Below are 13274 nucleotides of genomic sequence, written 5' to 3' on the forward strand. Positions count from 1 at the left end.
TGATTTAACGGTGCGCCCCTTGCGGCGCGCGCTTTGTCTGGCGCTGCGCGCCGGTGAGGGGCTTTGCCCCTGTGACAGCAGGCTGTCACTACCCCAGGATATTTTGGGCAAGAGGAAGTGGGACTGTTCAAGCCTCAGGCGGCTGTGTGGGGTCTTTGGCGTTGGGATAGACCAGACCCGCGCTGATCACCAGTTTGGCGGCGTCCTCAACCGACATCTCGAGTTCAACGATGTCGTCTTTGGGGAAGAACAGCAGAAATCCTGAGGTCGGGTTGGGCGTGGTCGGGACAAAAACACTCATCAAATCGCCGGTTGTGGCGGCGGTGTCGGCGACTTCTCCTTTGGCAGTTGTCGAGATGAAGCCAATTGCCCAGATGCCGCGACGCGGGTATTCGATCAGGCAGGCTTTTTCGAAGCTGCGTTCGGTTTGTGCAAAGATGGTTTCGGCAATCTGTTTGACGCCGGAATAGATCGAACGCACCACGGGCATGCGGCTGACCAGCCCTTCGCCCCAGTGAATGAGTGAGCGGCCGAGCAAGCCTTTGGCGATCCAGCCGACCACCACGGTGAAGATCAGGAAGATGATCAGGCCGACACCGCGCAGGTTGATGCCGATGTATTTCTCGGGCTGGATCGTGTCCGGGATAAGTGGCAGCACGAAGCTGTCGACCCAGCCGACCAGTGTCCATAACAACCAGATGGTCAGCGCGATGGGCAAAATGACAACGATGCCGGTTAGAAAACTGGAGCGCAGGCGCCCCAAAAAGCTGGCTTTGCGTTTCTCTTCATCAAATGGTGTTGTCATTACTGGTCCCGCTGTTCCCTTGCCTTCTAGTTAGGCATTTCGGCGTGGCGGCGCAACGGGTTTACCTTAGGTCGCGCCGCTGTGACACAGGGACTTTAAGACTTGGTGCGCAAACTGCTCATTTCAGTGGCAATTTTGGCAGCAAGGCGGGCGTTGTTCCGGACCAGAGCGATGTTGGCGACGAGGGACTTGCCATCTGTCAGTTCAAAGATGCGTTGCAGAAGGAAAGGCGTCACACCTTTGCCCGAGACGCCTTGGGCGTCGGCCTCTTGCGTGGCCTGAGCGATCACCGGAGCGAGCACTTGGGCTGTGATTTCATCATCTGCAGGGATCGGGTTGGCGATGAGTTGGCCGCCGGGAAGGTTCATGGCCTGACGCGTCAGCGCCGCCCGGGCGATTTCAGCGGCACTGTCCATACGAAGGGGCGCGGTGAGGTCAGAGGTTGCCGACCAGAAGGCGGGGAAGCTGCCCTGACCGAATGCGATCACAGGCACGCCGTGGGTTTCCAGCACCTCAAGCGTTTTTGGGATGTCGAGAATGGCTTTGGCACCTGCGGCCACCACGGTCACGGGGGTCGCGGCGAGTTCCAGAAGATCGGCGGAGATGTCAAAGCTGAGTTCGGCGCCTTTGTGCACGCCTCCGATGCCGCCGGTGGCAAAGACATCAATGCCGGCCAGATGTGCCGCGATCATTGTGGCGGCAACGGTGGTGGCCCCCATGCCACCTTTGGCCATGATCACGGGCATATCGGCGCGGGACACTTTGGCAACATCCTTGGCTTGCGCGAGGCCTTCGAGTTGGGCGTCGGTCAAGCCGACGTGCAATGTGCCGTTGATCACGGCGATTGTGGCGGGCGTTGCGCCGGCAGCGCGAATATCAGCCTCAACCTGGCGCGCGACTTCGAGGTTTTGCGGATAGGGCATGCCGTGAGTGATGATGGTGCTTTCAAGAGCCACCACAGGGGCGCCGTTTTTCTGCGCATCGATCACTTCGGGGGAGCGGGTCAGGGTCATCATGTGGCGTGTTCTCCGGAAACGTATTTGGCAGCTGCGGTGAGGGCGCGGTCGAGCGCTTCTTTGCGAGCGCAGCCTTGGGATTCGGCCACAATATGGGCAGCCATAAAGGTGTCGCCCGCTCCGGTGACGCGGGTCACCAGAACTGCGGGCGGTTGTTGTGTGATAATGCCTTTGTCCGAGCCGTCGGAGGCGTCGTTGCCGCCATCTGTGACCAGCGCGCGAGCGGCGCCGCGATCCAGCAGACCTTGTGCGGCAGCTTGGGAGGTGGAGAACTCTTTTTGGCAGAGATAGCCGGCTTCCTCCAAGTTCACGTAAAGCACGGCGCGCGAATGCATCAGAAACGGCATCAGGCGTTCAGCTTTGCCCGGAGAGGCCGGTGCGACACGCAAATCGGCGGCTGCAAAGAGTGGGCTGCGTGCGATTTGATCCAGAAGGCGTTGCGTCAGATTTCCATCGAGCGCAATCAGGCCGGGATAGGGCGCAGTTTGGGACCCAAGTGTGCCGTCTTCGAGCGGAGTCAGGATCTTGTCGCCTGCAGCCTCCAGCGAATGGGCATCGGCAATGGCGGCGATCAGGCCGTTTTTGCCTTCGACGGCCATATACGTATCGGTGGGCAAATCAGCCGAGCGATACACATAATCCATCATCGCGCCCATTTCAGAACAGGCGGTCATAAGCTCGTCACCTTCGGCGTCGCGACCGATGGCGGTGAGCGTCGCAGGACGCACCCCGAAACGGGCCAGCGTCATGGCGATGTTCCAGGCCACGCCACCGGGCAGGCGGGAGATGCGGCCCGGCACATCGGAGCCTTGACGCATGTGGCTTGGCGCGCGCCCGATGATGTCCCAGAGGACTGAACCGATGCAAAGAATGTCTGGCGGCTGGGTCATAAAACGTCTCAGGCGGTGAATGCGGCGCGGAACTCGGCGAGTTGGGCAACCGGATCGTCGGTTTTCCAGATTTCTTCGCCAATTCCGAAGAAGTCGGTGAAGGGCGACAGCTGTGCGATGATGTTGGTGTCAAGAGCGCCTTCGGCCACAACCGGCACTTCGATCATTTGTGACCACCACTGAAACAGGTCTTTTTCAGCCAGTGTGCCGTCGCCCAGCGGAGTGTTTCCCACGGGGCCAAAGCTGACGTAGTCGACGCCGTGTTCGCCGGCGGTCATGCCATCGTGGCTGGACGCGCCGCAAAACGCGCCAATGACAGCGTCATCGCCCAAGTCTTTGCGGACTTTGCGCACAGAACGCGCCCCGTCGGTCAGATGCACACCATCCAGACCAAGACGTTCAGCAAGCAGGACATGCTCGGAGATCACCAGCGCGACATCGCGTTCAAATGTGATGTCACGCAGCGCGTCCGCCGCCCGCGAGATGCGGTCCTCGTCGCGGGTGGCAAGGGCAAGGCGCACACAAGACACATCGGCGCTGTCCAGAACGGCGGCAAGCTGGTCGGGAAAACGGGAGAGTTCAATGTCCGGGGGCGTGATCAGATAGATCTGCGGCTGCTCTGTGTCGGCCATGCGAGGCTCTCCTTAGGTACCTGTCGAGGTGTTTGCGCCGCTATAACGCGGAAAATCGGGATTGGCTATGCGGGTTAGGTTATTTGGGCGGCAAGCTGCGTGCGTTTGTGAGCGCCAGCGCAATGACTTTGGCGCGCAGGTTGTCGTCGGCCAGAAGGTCTTCGGAAATGTCGACCATGCCGCCCATGGGGCGTCCGGTAAAGGACAAGGGATCCACGCCGTCGATTTCCAAGGCTTCGGCTTCGCGCGATTTGCCGACGCGGGCCATTCCGCCGCCTTTGTGAACGCCGCAGACCATATTGCCGTGCAGCAGAAAACAGAGCCCGCCGAACATCTTTTTCTCGGTGATCCCTGCGATGTCGACAAGTTCTTCACGCATCAGAGTGGCGTGTCCTTCATCATAAGGCATGTGATTCCTCCGTGTTGGATGCAGAGATATTAGGCCTGCGGCGCGGATATTTACAGCAAGAGGAAGCGGGGGCGCTTGTTTAGAAGCGAGTGAGGGGGTATCAGCGGGCGGATTTCCACATGGAGTGCCGATATGTCCAGCGATCAGCCGCAGCCTGCTTTTGTCTTGGTGCGTCCCCAGATGGGCGAAAACATCGGTGGTGCCGCGCGGGCGATGCTGAACTTTGGGCTCGACAAGATGCGCATTGTGGACCCACGGGATGGTTGGCCAAACGAGCGGGCTGTGGCGATGGCGTCGGGCGCTGGACGGGTTTTGGACGGGGCTTTGCTGACCGAAACCACCGAGGCGGCGCTTGCGGATTGTCATTATGTTTTTGCCACTACGGCGCGGGCGCGGGGGCTGACCAAGCCGGTGGTCACGCCGGAGAAGGCGATGCTGCAGGCAGCGGAGATGATCGAACGCGGCGAAAAAGTTGCGGTGTTGTTCGGGCCGGAACGGGCAGGACTTGAGAATGAGGATATTGCGCGCGCGAACGCCATTATCAATGTGCCGGTGAACCCTGAATATGCCTCGCTGAATTTGGCGCAATGCGTGTTGCTGACCGCTTATGAATGGCGGCGGGCGAGCACGGAATTTGTGGCTGAGCGCGTCGATATGGCGAAAACCGACTGGGCGACGCATTCGGAAATGGAAGCGCTTGAGCGTCACTATGAAGAGCGTTTGGATGAGGCAGGATTCTTTTATCCAGCGCCCAAGGCAGAGGGTATGAAAATCAATCTGCGTAACATGTGGAGCCGTATGCGTTTGACACGGGCGGACGTGCAGATGTTGCACGGCGTGATGCGGCAAATGGTGCGCTGGAAAGATCGCTCTGAATAAGGGTTCATCTGTGGTTGAAGCGCGCCCAGAAGAGACATAACCTCGCAGCCAAATCAGGAGCGCAGCGATGAGCCAGAAACGCAGCATTTTCGAAGATGTATCCGGTGAGACCCCCAAAGAGGCGCCAAAAGCCGTTGGGGTTATCGATGGCGGCACCAAGGGCGCGCGGCGCGGCATCCGGGCTTGGTTGATGGTGCTCTTTGCGCTGGTGGTGGCGATGATTGTGGTGGGCGGACTAACCCGCCTGACCGACAGCGGGTTGTCGATCACTGAATGGCGGCCTGTGACAGGGGCGATGCCGCCGATGAGTGAAGTCGAGTGGCAATCGGAATTCGACAAATACAAACAGATCGACCAGTGGCAGATCGAGAACCAGTGGATGACGCTGGCGGATTTCAAAACGATCTATTGGTGGGAATGGGGTCATCGTCAGCTGGGGCGGGTTATCGGACTTGTCTGGACGCTTGGGTTCTTTGGTTTCCTGGTGGCACGACAAATCCCGACCGGTTGGACCGGACGGCTGGTGTTGATTGGTGCGCTTGGTGGCGCGCAGGGCGCTGTGGGTTGGTGGATGGTTGCCAGCGGCGTGACCTCTGGTCAGGGCGTGACCACGGTGGCGAGCTATCGTTTGGCGACGCATCTGGGGCTGGCGTTCATCATTTTGGGCTTTATCGGCTGGTACATTCTGATGATGGGGCGCTTAGAGCGTGATTTGATGCAGGCGCGGCGCGGCAAAGAGGCAAAGTTGTTTGGCTTGTCGACAGGCCTGTTGCACATGAGCTTTGTGCAGATTCTGCTCGGCGCTTTGGTGGCCGGTATTGATGCGGGTCGCAGCTATACCGATTGGCCGCTGATGGGCGGGCAGGTGATCCCGCCCGATCCCATGATGCTGGAGCCCGTGTGGCGGAATTTCTTTGAAAATCCTGGACTTGTGCAGTTTGTACATCGCATCTGGGGGTATCTGTTGGTGATCTTCGCAGTGGTTGTCTGGCGCCGTGCGCAGGGCTCCGCCCACGCGGCCACCCGATTTGCGTTTAATGCTGCAATTGCCGCGATTGCCGTGCAGATTGCCGTTGGCGTTGCCACCGTTGTTTACGCTGCACCCGTGCACATCGCGATTGTGCATCAGGGCGTGGCCATTGCGGTTTGGGCACTGATCCTGCGGGCGCGGTTCCTGAGCCATTATCCGATTGCATCGTCCGTTCGCGACGCGACCTGAAAAGAGGAAAACAAGAATGCCTGCATATAAGCAGTTGATGGCGTTTGAGCACACGACTCAGGCTTTGGGTCAGGTTGCCGGCCGTTTGGGCTGGGATCAGGAGGCGATCATGCCAGCGGGTGCAGCCCCGCAGCGGGCCGAGGAAATGGCCGCGATGGAAAGCGTGTTGCACGCGCGCCGGATTGACCCAAAGGTTGGGGCGTGGCTGGCCGAGATTGACGACGCAAAGCTTGGTGACGTTGAGCGCGCGCAAAAGCGCCACATCCGCAAATCGTTTGAGCGGACGTCAAAAGTGCCTGCGGATCTGGCAGCAGAGATTGCCAAGGTCACCAGCCGGGCCCAAGGCATCTGGGCACAGGCGCGGGCCGATGAAGATGTGGCTGCGTTTTTGCCAACGTTAAAAGAAGTTGTGGGCCTAAAGCAGCAGGAAGGTCAGGCGCTGGCAGCGGGTGGCGATGTCTATGACGCCATGGTTGATGACTACGAGCCGGAAATGACGGCCAACGAAATTGCTGCGATGTTTGATGCGATGCGGCCCCGACTTGTGGCGTTGCGCGAAGCGGTTCTGGCAGCGAAAGCCCCGCCGAAACTGACCGGAACCTTTCCGTCTGAGGCGCAAATGGCGTTGACAGAAAAGCTGGCGGCGTCGTTTGGTTATGACTTTGACCACGGGCGGATTGATCAGGTCACGCATCCGTTCTGTTCAGGCAGCGGGTTGGACGTTCGGATCACCACGCGGACCACGGATGAGCCGTTCAATTGTTTTTACAGCACTATCCACGAAGTTGGGCATGCAGCCTATGAGCAAGGCATCGACAATGCGTATTTGTTGACACCGCTGGGACGCGGTGTGTCGATGGGGGTGCACGAAAGCCAGAGCCGGATTTATGAAAACCAACTGGGCCGCAGCCGCGCCTATTCCGGTTGGCTGTTCCCACAAATGAAAGAGGCATTTGGCGATTTTGGTGTTGATAACGCTGAGGATTTCTATGGCACTGTGAACCGCGTTAACGACGGCTATATCCGGACCGAAGCTGATGAGGTGCAATATAACCTGCACATTATGCTGCGCTTTGATCTGGAGCGGGCGTTGATGCTGGGCGATCTGGCAGTCGATGATCTTGAGGCCGCGTGGAACGATCGGTTTGAGGCAGATTTTGGGTATGCGGTGAACAAACCGTCCAATGGCGTTTTACAGGATGTGCATTGGTCGGTCGGGCTGTTTGGATATTTCCCGACCTATTCGTTGGGCAATGTCTATGCCGGATGTTTGAACGACTCGTTGCGCAAGGCGGTGCCGGATCTGGACGTCCAACTGGCACAGGGGGACACGTCTGTGGCAACCGGGTGGCTGCGAGAAAACCTGCAGCAATTTGGCGGGCTGCGCAAACCGGCCGACACCATTGTTCACGCGACAGGTGCCGCACCGAGTGGTGAGCCGTTGCTGGATTATCTGGAAGCCAAGTTTGGCGATATCTACAAGCTGTAAAAAAGTTGGCGCGCTCTGCGGTGAGGTACGTTTGCGAGAGCGCGCCCAGGTGTCCGTGGTGGTCATTGCTTTGGCAGGTTTAGACCAATTTTAACCACGAATTCCCGCGCGCCGAGTTGGCAGACGCTTGGATTGTTTTGCTTCGGTGAACAGAAGGATTGGGGCGGAAGCGACGAGAACCAAGAGCACTCTTACCGCCCAAAATCCCGTGACAATTGCTTCATTTTGTAAGTGGAAAGACGTTAGGGAGATTACCATAAGCCACACCCAAACCGTGATAACGCGACTATAGATGCCGGAAGTCAACAACACAGCTGCAATCGCCAATTGACCGCAAACTACAAACTTCAAGTTCGACGATTCAAGTATTTGATCGAGAGAACTCAACAAGGATTTGTCTTCAACCCCAAGGGTAAAGTACACGATTTGCTCTGCGAGGAGAACGGCAATAGTGAGCTTGCATATGATTAGAAGGGCGCTTGAAGCAGGCCCCAAAGAGGGAGTTCGGTTTAACATTTTTTTTGCCTCAACTTTTGTTATTATAAATTAAAGTTGTAGTGCTCGTGTTCTTAGGAACCGCCTATTTAGAGGAAATATCAACCGTCATAGTTGCATATACAGCCGTGCACAAAAGCGATGGATGATTGGTTGGCAATCATTCGCCTTCGTAAGCGGATCGACATACTTCAGCCTCTACGCTGAAAGCCCATTTTAACCATTCAATGACAGCTCGGAGGCCCGCATCGTCCTTTCTGCTTTCATGGAAACACATCAAAAGATTGATTTTTAAGGGGTTTTTTGGATCCAATCGGTCTAGCAATTCAAGTTTTGGGCGGGCGGTTATTCTCGGCAGAATGCTTGGTGCGCCATTGCTCAGAGAAAGTTGTAAGGCGTCAGCAAAGGTGTCCACACGATGTTCAGGCTCTTGTCCAAAAAAGGTCTTTCCAAACATTTCAACCCCAAACGGATCCTCCAAACCGACACCGCCGATCCACCTACTGCGGTCTTTCGGATTCATTGTTTTTGGCGCGAAAGCTTCAAGAGTGAGTTGCCCGAGCTTTTGAACCATCAATCGTCCCTGAGACGGTTGACTAGTCGTAATTATTAGGTCGTTGTTTCCCAGGACCTTTATGAGCGTGCCAAAATGCAAAGAAAGCCCCAGTTCCGGATGCTTCGCAGTTAAGTCAGAGAGGTGTGGCAGGAAAACGCCCGCAACAACAGAAGCTGGGGCGGATAACGCTAGCTCGTGACGTGAACTGGATTTTCCATACGCAGGAGTTTTAAACTTCGACATTTCCCTTTCCATTTCGTGGCAAAATTCATCTACCAAGCCGAAAAAAGTTTGCAATTGTGGGTTTAAGCGCCATCCGTCGGACAGCTTGGTGTAGACAGGAAACCCAATTGAACTTGAAAGCCGCGTTATTCGTCGAGAGGCCGTCGTTGGATCAATTTGCAAACGCCGCGCTGCGCTGGTTAAGTTCTCCGTTTTTATCACAGCAGAAAGGACCCGAAGGTCATCCCAGTTTAGTTTTTCCATTTTGTCCATAGCGTTCCTTATCAAGCGATTGGTTTCGTTGAAGCCCGTTTCGAGTTGCGTTTCGGACTTGGGTGGGTGGTTGGGTAACTGCCAAACTCACAACGAATGCGAAATATTTGTCCAAACATTCAAATTTGTTTTGGAAAAAATTTTTCAGTACACTGACTTTTACGCCTTAGATTTTTCTTCGGTTCAAAAAAAGAGGCATGCTCAGATACAAATCGAGCATACCCAAGTTGGTCGCGGTGATTTCAGGCGCGATACATTAGCTTTCTGCCAACTTGATCGTTGGAGGTCTATTCACGTGCCAGCCTGTCGGTCGGATGCTCAGACTTCCTCCTCCGAACAGAAGAATGGGCGAGGTTGCAGCGACAAACACAAGAAATCTGGCAGCTACAAATTCGGACAAAACCGCTCCGTTTTGAAAAAGGAAAGAAGTCAGCGCGATGACAACGGTTATTGCCCAAAGGGCGACAAGTCGGCTGCTCACTCCCAAAGCCAGAAGAACGGCTGCAACACCAAGCTGACCGCAAATTATGTCCTTAATCCACTCTGGCTCAAGAACGACATTGAGCGAGCTAAACACAGTTTTGTCAAATGAGTTTGTTGCAAAATGATACACCTGTTCGGCCAAAAGAGCGGCTATGACAACTCTGCAAGTTGTCAAAACTCCTTTAGCCACGACCGGTGCGGCTAAGTCATTATCTTTAAACATTTCTCGCCTCAGAATTATTTTTTTATGATGTTCCAATTTCATTCCACTCAAAGAATCTCACTTACCTTAAGCCGCGGCAATGCAGAAGATTGCACGTCCGTGAGTGCAAGTATTTTCGTTGTGAACTGGGAAGGTACGCCGAGCCGCCAAAAGGCAGGATGTTTAAACCGTCAAAGCGCTGAATCTAATGCCTTGAACGCATGCTGAGTTTCAACGATTGCCATGTTCCATAGCCTGCGTTCCAGTTTGAAAAGGAGCATGCGCTAAAAGACCGTTCGTCAATGTCCACGCTTGTCTCAGCGTCTCATGCCAGGAGGGGGAACGTTGGAAGTCAGAGTCGCAAAAAAGGCAGCGTGGCGGTCGACATCAGGTGACCTACTCGCGCAAGCAGACCGCAGCTTGTCCGACGCTTGTCTTTGCGATGTTCAACGAGTCTTCGCTGAAGGCAAGGTAGCGAATAATGTCCCCGCTTTGCAGATGGATCTCTCCGTCATCGGTCACAATATAGGCGTCCTGTGTTACCTGATTGGCTGTGCGAATTTCATACGGGAACTCCCGCGCATCGGCAGGGACATCCGCAAACTGCATCTCATACTCCTTCTTGAGCAAAGTGCATGTGTAGTTTGCCCCGCTGAAGGCGGCATGGGCAGTGCTGGCGTCTACGGGTTTCATGTCAGCCAAAGCGAAGGTCGGGACCGCAAAAAGGCAGGCCGCGATAAGTGCAGGTGTTTTCATCACTTGGCTCCAATATATATGTGTTTCCGGTAAACATGCGATGTGGCTATCGGGATGACAAGCCAAGAAAAAACGGCGCCCGATTGAGGCGCCGTTTAAGCGGGTCTTTGATGGAGGAGGATCAGCTTTCGCTGACATCTGTGTCCTCTTCGTCGTCATTTTGCTCTGCGATCCAAGCGACAGAGACGACTTCTTCGTTTTTGCCGGTGTTGAAGACCTTCACACCACCTGCTGAGCGGGAGCGGAAGGAAATGCCGTCCACAGGCACGCGGATGGATTGGCCTTTGGAGGTTGCCAGCATGATCTGGTCGCCCATCTCAACCGGGAAGGAGGCGACGAGTTCACCGCCACGCATGGCCTTGTCCATCGCAGCCACACCCATGCCGCCACGACCCCGAACAGGATAGTCATGGCTCGAGCTGATCTTGCCCGCACCACCGGAGGTGATTGTCAGGATCAGGTTTTCAGCCGCAGACATCTCAGCATAGCGTTCTTGGCTGAGTTCGCCCGCGGGGATGTCTTCGTCGTCGGTTTCTTCATCCGTCAAGCCGGCCACAGCGCGGCGCATTTTGAGATAGGCGGCACGCTCTTTGCTTTCGGCGCGGAAATGGCGGATGATCGACATTGAGACCACCTCGTCCTTGCCGCTTAACTTGATGCCGCGAACCCCGACAGAAGCGCGGGAGTTGAAGACCCGAACCTCGGTTGTCGGGAAGCGGATCGCGCGGCCCGAGTTGGTCACCAGCATAACATCATCTTCTTCCGTACAGATGCGCGCGTTGATCAGTTTTGTGTCGGCGTTGTCGTCCTCAAACTTCATTGCGATTTTGCCGTTGGATTTCACATTTGTGAAGTCGGACAGGCGGTTACGGCGTACAGTTCCCGCAGAAGTCGCGAAGACAATTTGCAGGTCGGCCCATTCTTCTTCGGGGCGGTCTACCGGCATGATTGCCGCAATCGAGACACCCGTCGGGATCGGCAAAATGTTAACGATGGCCTTGCCTTTGGCGGTGCGACCACCTTGAGGCAGGCGCCATGTCTTGAGCTTGTATGCCATGCCATCGGTCGTAAAGAACAGAAGCTGCGTGTGGGTGTTGGCAACAAAGAGCGTGGTGACCACGTCTTCTTCTTTGGTTTGCATGCCCGAGATACCTTTGCCACCCCGTTTCTGAGCGCGGAAATCGGCAAGTGGTGTGCGTTTGATGTAACCGCCGGAAGTCACAGTCACGACCATGTCTTCGCGTTCGATCAGATCTTCGTCGTCCATGTCGCCGGACCAGTCGACGATTTGCGTACGGCGATCCACAGCGAAGTTTTCACGCACCTCGTGCAGCTCATCACTGATGATGCCCATGATACGCTCGCGGGAGCCAAGAATTTCAAGGTATTCCTTGATCTTAGCTGCCAGTTCTTCGAGTTCGTCGGTGACTTCTTTGACGCCAATTTGAGTCAGGCGCTGCAGGCGCAGTTCCAGGATCGCACGGGCCTGTGTTTCGGACAGGTTGTAGGTGCCATCGTCGTTCATCGTATGCGTCGGATCATCGATCAGTTGGATGTAGGCGGCGATGCTTTCGGCAGGCCAGCGACGGGTCATCAGTTTTTCGCGCGCTTCGGCCGCGTCGGCAGAGCTGCGAATGGTTGCAACCACTTCGTCGACGTTGGTGACTGCGACCGCCAAGCCACAGAGAATGTGGCTGCGATCGCGGGCCTTGCGGAGCATGAACGCGGTCCGGCGCGCAACGACTTCCTCGCGGAAATAAATGAAGGATGTCAGGAACTTGCGAAGGGTAAGTTGTTCTGGGCGGCCACCGTTCAACGCCAGCATGTTGCAGCCGAAGTAGGTTTGCATCGGCGTGAACCGGAAAAGTTGGTTCAGAACGACCTCGGCAGTGGCGTCACGTTTGAGTTCGATCACTACTCGCACGCCGTTGCGGTCAGATTCATCTTGAACGTGGGCGATACCTTCGATGCGTTTTTCACGCGCGGTTTCTGCGATCTTTTCGATCATCGAGGCTTTGTTGACCTGATAGGGGATCTCGTCGATGACGATGGCCCACCGGTCTTTGCGGATCTCTTCGACGCGGGTCTTGGACCTAATGATGACGCTGCCGCGTCCCTCAAGATAGGCTTTGCGAGCACCGGTTCGACCAAGCAGGATGCCACCGGTCGGGAAATCGGGGCCGGGAACGTATTCAATCAGCTGCTCGCTTGTCAGATCGGGATCTTCGATCAAGGCCAGCGTGGCATCGACAACTTCGCCGAGATTGTGCGGCGGAATGTTGGTGGCCATGCCAACCGCGATGCCGCCTGCGCCGTTGACCAGCATGTTGGGGAAACGGGCCGGCAAAACCGTTGGTTCTTGGTCCTTGCCATCATAGTTGTCTTGAAAATCGACGGTTTCCTTGTCGATGTCAGACAGCAGGGACGCCGCTGGTTTGTCCATGCGGACTTCGGTGTAACGCATCGCCGCCGGGTTATCACCATCCATCGAGCCGAAGTTGCCCTGACCATCAAGAAGCGGCAGTGACATGGAGAAATCCTGTGCCATCCGGACAAGCGCGTCATAGATCGCGCTGTCGCCGTGGGGGTGGTATTTACCCATGACTTCGCCAACTGCGCGCGCCGATTTACGGTAGGCTTTGTCGTGGCTGTTTCCGGTCTCGTGCATCGCGTAAAGAATGCGTCGGTGCACCGGTTTGAGGCCGTCACGAAGGTCTGGAATAGCGCGACTGACGATCACGCTCATGGCGTAATCGAGATAGGACGCACTCATCTCTTCTTCGATGGTGACAGTCGGCCCGTCGTGGATCATCCTCTGGTGAGTGGATTCTTCTTCGTTTTCAGGGGTTTCTGGCGTGTCGCTCAAGTCCCGGTCTCGCTTCTTTGTGGCGGTCAATATCTTGTTACAAAACGTATATCAGAGGCAGGATATAGGGTGCAATGGCTGA

At 56.0% G+C, this 13274-nt stretch carries 12 protein-coding genes; 3 read left to right on the forward strand and 9 right to left on the reverse strand.

Going from position 1 to position 13274, the window contains the following annotated elements; all coding sequences use genetic code 11:
- Positions 1-127 precede the first annotated feature (127 nt).
- The 5 genes from SHIM_RS03790 to SHIM_RS03810 all read right to left on the reverse strand — a co-directional run bounded on the left by SHIM_RS03790 (position 128) and on the right by SHIM_RS03810 (position 3752).
- On the reverse strand, positions 128-805 hold the full coding sequence (locus tag SHIM_RS03790) for a DUF502 domain-containing protein (protein ID WP_054001280.1): 678 nt from the start codon (positions 803-805) through the stop codon (positions 128-130).
- 95 nt (positions 806-900) lie between these two features.
- Positions 901-1821, reverse strand: a complete 921-nt coding sequence (locus SHIM_RS03795; protein WP_054001281.1) for a pseudouridine-5'-phosphate glycosidase — start codon at positions 1819-1821, stop codon at positions 901-903.
- Positions 1818-2711, reverse strand: coding sequence for a PfkB family carbohydrate kinase (locus SHIM_RS03800; RefSeq protein ID WP_054001282.1), 894 nt, complete (start codon positions 2709-2711; stop codon positions 1818-1820). The genes SHIM_RS03795 and SHIM_RS03800 overlap by 4 nt, the downstream gene beginning before the upstream one ends.
- Positions 2712-2719: 8 nt before the next feature.
- Positions 2720-3343: a thiamine phosphate synthase gene (locus tag SHIM_RS03805; RefSeq protein ID WP_054001283.1), complete on the reverse strand. Its 624-nt coding sequence runs from the start codon at positions 3341-3343 to the stop codon at positions 2720-2722.
- A 79-nt stretch (positions 3344-3422) separates the two neighbouring features.
- Complete coding sequence (locus tag SHIM_RS03810; protein ID WP_054001284.1) at positions 3423-3752, reverse strand: TfoX/Sxy family protein; 330 nt, start codon at positions 3750-3752, stop codon at positions 3423-3425.
- 132 nt (positions 3753-3884) lie between these two features.
- On the opposite strand from SHIM_RS03810, the gene SHIM_RS03815 reads away from it, so the two are divergent.
- From SHIM_RS03815 to SHIM_RS03825, 3 genes are all read left to right on the forward strand, one after another.
- Complete coding sequence (locus tag SHIM_RS03815) at positions 3885-4631, forward strand: RNA methyltransferase (protein ID WP_054001285.1); 747 nt, start codon at positions 3885-3887, stop codon at positions 4629-4631.
- 67 nt (positions 4632-4698) lie between these two features.
- A complete protein-coding gene (ctaA, locus tag SHIM_RS03820) occupies positions 4699-5850 on the forward strand; it encodes a heme A synthase (RefSeq protein ID WP_054001286.1) in 1152 nt (383 codons plus the stop codon).
- 16 nt (positions 5851-5866) lie between these two features.
- Positions 5867-7339, forward strand: coding sequence for a carboxypeptidase M32 (locus SHIM_RS03825; protein WP_054001287.1), 1473 nt, complete (start codon positions 5867-5869; stop codon positions 7337-7339).
- Between the two features lie 655 nt (positions 7340-7994).
- Here SHIM_RS03825 and SHIM_RS03835 read toward each other — a convergent pair.
- From SHIM_RS03835 to gyrA, 4 genes are all read right to left on the reverse strand, one after another.
- Positions 7995-8885 carry a LysR family transcriptional regulator gene (locus SHIM_RS03835; RefSeq protein ID WP_054001289.1) on the reverse strand — a complete coding sequence of 297 codons (891 nt, stop codon included), beginning with the start codon at positions 8883-8885 and terminating at the stop codon, positions 7995-7997.
- Between the two features lie 256 nt (positions 8886-9141).
- On the reverse strand, positions 9142-9591 hold the full coding sequence (locus SHIM_RS03840) for a hypothetical protein (RefSeq protein ID WP_152926439.1): 450 nt from the start codon (positions 9589-9591) through the stop codon (positions 9142-9144).
- 375 nt (positions 9592-9966) lie between these two features.
- Positions 9967-10326, reverse strand: coding sequence for a hypothetical protein (locus SHIM_RS03845; RefSeq protein WP_054001291.1), 360 nt, complete (start codon positions 10324-10326; stop codon positions 9967-9969).
- Positions 10327-10447: 121 nt separating this feature from the next.
- Positions 10448-13192: a DNA gyrase subunit A gene (gene gyrA, locus SHIM_RS03850; RefSeq protein WP_054001965.1), complete on the reverse strand. Its 2745-nt coding sequence runs from the start codon at positions 13190-13192 to the stop codon at positions 10448-10450.
- Positions 13193-13274 lie beyond the last annotated feature (82 nt).

Origin of the sequence: Shimia sp. SK013 (assembly GCF_001292625.1) — a bacterium.
In the GTDB taxonomy this organism is placed as follows: Bacteria; Pseudomonadota; Alphaproteobacteria; order Rhodobacterales; family Rhodobacteraceae; genus Shimia.

Coding starts and splice junctions, on each gene's coding strand:
- SHIM_RS03790 (WP_054001280.1), bottom strand. CDS start 805: ATGACAACACCATTTGATGAAGAGAAACGCAAAGCCAGCTTTTTGGGG.
- SHIM_RS03795 (WP_054001281.1), bottom strand. CDS start 1,821: ATGATGACCCTGACCCGCTCCCCCGAAGTGATCGATGCGCAGAAAAAC.
- SHIM_RS03800 (WP_054001282.1), bottom strand. CDS start 2,711: ATGACCCAGCCGCCAGACATTCTTTGCATCGGTTCAGTCCTCTGGGAC.
- SHIM_RS03805 (WP_054001283.1), bottom strand. CDS start 3,343: ATGGCCGACACAGAGCAGCCGCAGATCTATCTGATCACGCCCCCGGAC.
- SHIM_RS03810 (WP_054001284.1), bottom strand. CDS start 3,752: ATGCCTTATGATGAAGGACACGCCACTCTGATGCGTGAAGAACTTGTC.
- SHIM_RS03815 (WP_054001285.1), top strand. CDS start 3,885: ATGTCCAGCGATCAGCCGCAGCCTGCTTTTGTCTTGGTGCGTCCCCAG.
- ctaA (WP_054001286.1), top strand. CDS start 4,699: ATGAGCCAGAAACGCAGCATTTTCGAAGATGTATCCGGTGAGACCCCC.
- SHIM_RS03825 (WP_054001287.1), top strand. CDS start 5,867: ATGCCTGCATATAAGCAGTTGATGGCGTTTGAGCACACGACTCAGGCT.
- SHIM_RS03835 (WP_054001289.1), bottom strand. CDS start 8,885: ATGGACAAAATGGAAAAACTAAACTGGGATGACCTTCGGGTCCTTTCT.
- SHIM_RS03840 (WP_152926439.1), bottom strand. CDS start 9,591: ATGTTTAAAGATAATGACTTAGCCGCACCGGTCGTGGCTAAAGGAGTT.
- SHIM_RS03845 (WP_054001291.1), bottom strand. CDS start 10,326: ATGAAAACACCTGCACTTATCGCGGCCTGCCTTTTTGCGGTCCCGACC.